The organism is Microcoleus sp. BM001215392 (assembly GCF_036700185.1).
GTDB lineage: Bacteria > Cyanobacteriota > Cyanobacteriia > Cyanobacteriales > Microcoleaceae > Microcoleus.
In genome coordinates this window covers 15,851-22,179 of the sequence record NZ_JAUBOJ010000073.1, presented here as the reverse complement: position 1 = coordinate 22,179, position 6,329 = coordinate 15,851, and the positions used below count along the sequence as shown (strand labels likewise).

Annotated in this window: 2 protein-coding genes and 1 pseudogene; all 3 read left to right on the top strand. The window is 43.6% G+C overall.

All coding sequences use genetic code 11. The features are described from left to right. Positions 1-55: 55 nt before the first annotated feature. Positions 56-1,048: pseudogene (locus QT974_RS11100) on the top strand (RNA-guided endonuclease InsQ/TnpB family protein); the annotation flags it as partial. Positions 1,049-1,229: 181 nt separating this feature from the next. Next, complete coding sequence (locus tag QT974_RS11095) at positions 1,230-1,862, top strand: hypothetical protein (RefSeq protein WP_333468542.1); 633 nt, start codon at positions 1,230-1,232, stop codon at positions 1,860-1,862. Between the two features lie 110 nt (positions 1,863-1,972). Continuing rightward, the coding region (locus QT974_RS11090) for a beta strand repeat-containing protein (RefSeq protein ID WP_333468541.1) at positions 1,973-6,329 on the top strand (4,357 nt) is incomplete at its 3' end.

Below are 6,329 nucleotides of genomic sequence, written 5' to 3'. Positions count from 1 at the left end.
CATATTCACTCATTTATTTATTATACATCGCTGATGTTATTAAATTTTCATTCCTAAGTATTGTGCGATTTGGGCAAAAGAGTTTGATTTTGCAAATAAATTAGGTGCGATGGCCAGGCAGGCTAGTGCAGAAAGAGCATGGGCTAGTATTTCCAGATTTTACGAGCGTGTCAAAAAAGGCATTAAAGGTAAAATAGTTGGGTTTCCTAAATTCCAGAAAGATTGTCGTTCTGTTGAGTACAAAACAAACTCTTGGAAGCTCTCATTCGATAGAAAATCAATCACCTTTACCGATAAGTGTGAAATTGGCAAACTGAAGTTAAAAGGTACTCGCGACCTTAATTTCTATCAGCCACACCAAATTAAACGGGTACGGTTAGTTAAACGAGCAGATGGATATTATGTCCAATTTTGCATCTCTGTAGACCGATTAGAAACTGTTCCAATGACCGGAAAAACAATTGGATTAGATGTGGGCTTGAAAGAGTTTTATACTGATTCAAATGGCGAAATAGTTTCTAATCCTAGATTTCTGCGTAGAGGTGAAACGCGGTTAAAACTTGCTCAGCGTCTTGTAAGTCGGAAAGTCAAGGGTGGGTCAAATCGCCACAAAGCTAGAGTGATTTTAGGTAAGCGACATCTCAAAATAAGTAGACAGCGTAAAGACCATGCAATTAAGCTTGCAAGGTGCGTAATCACATCAAACGATGTAGTAGTTTACGAAGATTTGAGAGTGTCTAACATGGTTAAAAATCACTGCCTAGCAAAATCAATAAGCGATGCTTCTTGGTATCAATTCAGAGTGTTTTTAGAATATTTTGGAAAAGTGTTTGGAAGAATTACCATTGCGGTAAATCCTGCTTACACCAGTCAAGAATGCAGTAATTGTGGGGAAGTCGTTAAAAAATCTCTATCCACTCGAACCCATGCTTGTAAGTGTGGATGTGAAATGGATAGGGATCGTAATGCCGCAATTAATATCCTGAATCGCGGGATAGGTACGACGGGGCACGTCGGAACCTCTGTACTAGATGCAGTAAACGCTTAGGGAGATTGGATCTCTGGATCGGGTGCAGCAATGTTCTTGATTTAAGTCCGATCGCTGAACTAAGAATCCTCACGCTCATCTGAGCCCAGGAGTGTCAAATCCGCTAATATTATTAATGTCTTGAAGGTTTAGGCCTTACCTAGTTCGGAGAGAAGGCTCCCGCCATTTTGTATATTATTAAATGGAAAACATATCAATTCTAGAACAAGCCGCCAAATCCAATCCTAAACCATCATCTGCCGCCGTAGTCGCAGCCCTCCTAGAAGCTGAGAAAAACGCCAAAAAAACTAAAACTCGCTATTCCTTGGAGCAACTAAGTGGCAAGTGGCGCTTGTGCTTTATCACCGGTACGAAAAAGACTCGACAAAAAGCGGGCGTTGTGCTAGGCGCCGGACGTTACATCCCCGAATGGGTAGCGAAAATTCAAATTGCTTACTCAGTAGAACCTGTTGCTGAAAGCGAAAAGCCTAGTGAAACGGGCAGAGTGGAGAATTCAGTGCTCGTTGGGGCGATCGAACTAACTCTTTCCGGGCCGACTAAATTTTTGGCTAGTCAGAATATTTTAGCATTTGACTTTACCAGAATTACTGTAAAATTGTTAGGTAAAACTGTATATCAAGGATTTATTCGCGGTGGTGAATCGCGGGAGGCAGATTTTTTTAATTTAAGTATAGGCAAACAGGCATTTTTTGCCTATTTTCTAGTAGAAAACGAGATAATTGCCGCGAGGGGAAGAGGCGGAGGATTGGCTTTGTGGCGGCTCGTAGAGGTTCCGTCACCCGCAATAGATAATTCCCACCAACAATCCACATAAACCCGCCGCACCCCGAGACAAAATTGAATCGCGGGCAATTAAACACCTATGATATTTATGTATTGTTGATGAATTTATTCCCGAAATAGCATCTACCAAAAAATCTAACTATGGCAAACAAAAAAAATATATTGCTCCTTACATTCTGCTCCTTCACAGCCTTAGCAACGGGGGAAACAGGACTTTTTACCCCATCCCAAACAGCCACAGCCCAAATCACCCCAGCCGCTGACGGTACGAATACTCAAATCGCCCCTAACGGCAACCAATTCAACATCCAAGGCGGCCAACAATCCAGCGACGGTGCAAATCTATTTCACAGTTTCCAACAATTTGGTTTAACTCAAGGACAAACTGCCAATTTCATCTCAAATCCCAATATTCGCAACATTTTAGGGCGAGTTGTGGGCGGCGATGCTTCCTTTATTAACGGCATAATTCAAGTCACGGGCGGCAATGCTAATTTATTTTTAATGAATCCATCGGGGATTGTTTTCGGTGCGAATTCCAGCTTGAATGTTCCCGGTTCTTTCACCGCAACTACTGCGACAGGAATTGGTTTCGGCAATAACTGGTTTAGTGCGGCGGGCATGAATAATTACGCACAATTACTCGGAAGCCCGAACACTTTTGCTTTCACCAATCTACAACCGGGAGGAATTGTCAATCTTGGCACTTTGGCGGTGAAACAGGGACAAAATTTAACTTTGTTGGGCGGCACGGTTTTGACTACAGGACAACTTTCTGCACCGGGAGGCAATATTACTGTGGCGGCGGTACCGGGTCAAAATTTAGTCAGAATTAGCCAAGCGGGAAATCTGTTGAGTTTGGAGATTCAGCCGCAGTCTGTAGCCGGAAGTTTGCCTCAAAATTGGGTGTTCCCAGTTGCATCTTTGCCTCAGTTATTGACGGGTGGAGGCGGAAGTGCCACGGGTGTAACAGTTAACAGTCAAGGGCAAGTTGAGCTAACTAATTCTGCTTTGCAGGTAGAGAATGGAGATGTGGTTGCTAAAGAAGTAAATGCCCAGACTGCAACGCTGTCAGCTAATCGCAATTTGACGTTAGTTGAAAGTCAGCTAAGTACAACTGGTGACTTAAATTTGCTGGCGAATGATACGGTGCGGGTGCGCGATAGTGTGGCGAATTCGTTTGTGGCAAATGCTGGCGGCAATCTGTATATTCAGGGAAATCGAAGTATCGATATTTTGGCGCTGAATCATTCAGATATTACTCCGTTTCAAAGTGGTGCTAATCTAACTCTCGTCAGCGATGGTAATATTTCTGGAGATGCTCACTTTGCGGCCGGTGGCAGTTTTTCCATACTCAATTTGTCGGGTAATCCTGGTAATTTTGTGAGTTTGTATGACCCGATTATTAGTTCTAATGGAGATGTTACTTTTGCCAATTACGTGGGTGCAGCACTGAAGATAGAGGCGAAGGGAAGCATTATCGGAGGTGATATTATAATTAATGGGCCGGACAATCCTACATCTATTCCTGCTAGCGATCCGCATTTCAATTTGTTGACAACCAGTCGTGCGTTAATTTTGCAAGCGGGGAAGACGGCTTTGGATAATCCTACAACAACTTTTCCTGGTGTTTATAATGTCCCTCCGAATTCTCCTAGCTTGGGAAATACAATTTTTTCATCTTCAACAGGGCCGACTTTACCAGGAAATATTCGGATCGGAAATATGACCCCTATTCAAAATCAAAATGGTGGCCCTGTCATCATGGAGGCTACGGGTAACATCACTACAGGCAGCCTCACTTCATCATCTGATCGTGTAGACAATAACAATGCTGGTAATGGTGGCGCGATTACTTTAAAGGCAGGTGGGAGTATCAACATCACAGGCAGTATAAATTCTTCATCTTTTGCAAGTCCTGGTAATACTGGTAATGGTGGCGCGATTACTTTATTAGCTGGCAGCAATATTAATATCACAGAAAACCTAAGTTCATCCTCAATTTCTGTTTCTGGTAATGCTGGCAATGGTGGCCCAATCACTCTAAATGCTCCCAATGGTAGCATCACTATTGGAACTGAAGCCAGCGCCAGGAGTCTTGAATCAACAGCTTTCATTGATGGTTCCGATCTTGGCAATGCTGGCAATGGTGGTGCGATTATTATCAACGCTGCCAAGGATATCAATATCCCCGGTAGTTTACATTCTTACTCTTCGGGTACTGTTAGCAAGGGAGGATCGCTTACAATAATTAGCACTAACGGCGATGTTACTACTAATGGTATTGACACAAATGGAGTAGATATAAACCTCACTAGCAGAAACGGTAGGATTACTACAGGCCGTCTAGATACACTCCCCGCTTACGTTAATAGCAGTAATGCTGGAAATATTACACTCCGAGCTAACAATGGCATTAAAACAACAGATATTTTTGCTGGTTCTTCTAAGGGAAATGCTGGAAATATTACCTTGTTCACCACAAATGGAGATATTAAAACAACTGCTTTCATACAGGCTTACGGCCTATTGCAGAATGGACAGATTAATTTTACTAGCACTAATGGTAGCATCGATACAGGTAGTTTATCCGCAGCTTTTAACTCGGTAATAAGTGGTGAAGCTTTAAGATCGGATCGAGGTGGCACAATTACTTTAACGGCTGGCGGCAATATTACTGCTAGTAACCTTCAAACTACAGCAAGGTTGGATGGCGGTGGAATAACCGTGCTGAGTGGTGGTTTAATAGATATCGGCACATTAGACACAAGGAGCGATACCAACAATGCTGGCAATATAACAATTCAAGCTAACAATGGTATCACAATAGGAGTAGGGAACAGCGCCATTTCATCTTATTCTGACAAGGGTAATGGTAGCAATCTTATATTTTATACCACTAATGGCAAGATTAATATAGGTGATATTTTTGTTCAAGGAAAATTGGGTGGAAATATTCGTATTACCAATATGAATGGCGATATCACTACTGGCGCATTAATTACAAGTAATGATAGTAATGTTCCCTCTTTGGCAACTAACAGAGGGGGGACAATTAATATAACTGCTGGTGGCAACATTACTACCAGCACAATCCAATCAATAGGGGCTGAAGACGGCGGTTCAATCACCCTTAAAAGCGGCGGTTCCATTAATACGATTGGCGGCATCATAAATGCGATCGGCGGTAACAGCGGTGGCAATATTTCCCTCGAAGCTAATAGCAATATCACTACCGCCGGAATTGGCAGCGCCCTATTATTAAGCGGATTCAACGCCAATAGCGGCAATCTTCGCATTCAAAGCGGCGGCAATATCAACACGACAGCCGGCCCAATTATTACTGCGGCGGCCAACGGTAAGGGCGGAGATATTACAATAAATGCTGGAGGAACACTGGCGACATCCAATATTAATTCCCGCACTTTTGCTCCCAGCACCACTGTGACTGGCGGCAATATCGATCTCAAGGCAAAGGAATCAATTACTGTAGGCGGAAATATTGAAACTAACCGCAATAATATCACGTTTGCCGCTCCGGTAACATTGGCTAACGACTTGTCTGTAAGAATTTTGGAAACTGGCGACATTACGTTTAACTCTACAGTTAATGGCTCGCACAATCTGACAGTTCAATCGCAAGACGGAGTTCCTAAATTTAGCGGTAATATCGGTAGTATCGCTCCTCTCAATAGCATCAATCTTCAAGATGATATTCCCAAAAATCCGGCAGCGCTGAACATTATTACAAGGAATAACATTACCGCCAAAAATATCACCTCGGAAGCGGGGATTTCTTTGTACAGCGAGAAGGGAGAAATCAAAACAGGCAATCTTAACTCGACTTCCCTTAATAATGGCGGCAAGATCGAGCTGAATGCTGGAACTAATATCACCGCGGGCGATATCAATACCTCAGCCGCTGGTAATGCCGGCAATATTTTACTCGACGCTAACGGCAATATTAATGCTGGGAAAGTTGACTCTTCTGCGAAGGGGAATGCAGGCGATGTTAGCGCAATTAACCGCAGCACTACAGGTAATATTGTTCTGAGTCAAATTAATGCTCAGAGTCAGGGCGCAGGTACGGGGGGAAATGTTTCGATTTTGACCGAAAGCTTTTTTCGATCGCCCAATTCGTTCACAGACAGAAACGGCATTAATGCTAGCATTTCTACTGCTGGAAGTCCAGGAGATGTCAGTGGCGGCACGATAATTATCCGCCACGGGGGCGCCGGAATCACGCCTTTTATTGTCGGGAATGCCCAGACAAATGGAACGGCTGGTGCAATTACTCGGGGAAATAGCAATCCCATACAAACGATTTCGCCCACGAACTCTTATCGCTATACTCACAGACAAGATCGCGAACTCGTGCAAAATCGCGATCGCATTCAAATTATCTCAGTTCCCGAACCAATTGCGATCGCAACTCCATCTCCCACACCCGCGCCCATCGCCACTCCATCCCCCGCAACTGCAACTCCAACACCCGCGC

Bases quoted from the DNA above. Each gene is read 5' to 3' on its own strand.
- QT974_RS11095 (WP_333468542.1), top strand. From the start codon at position 1,230: ATGGAAAACATATCAATTCTAGAACAAGCCGCCAAATCCAATCCTAAA.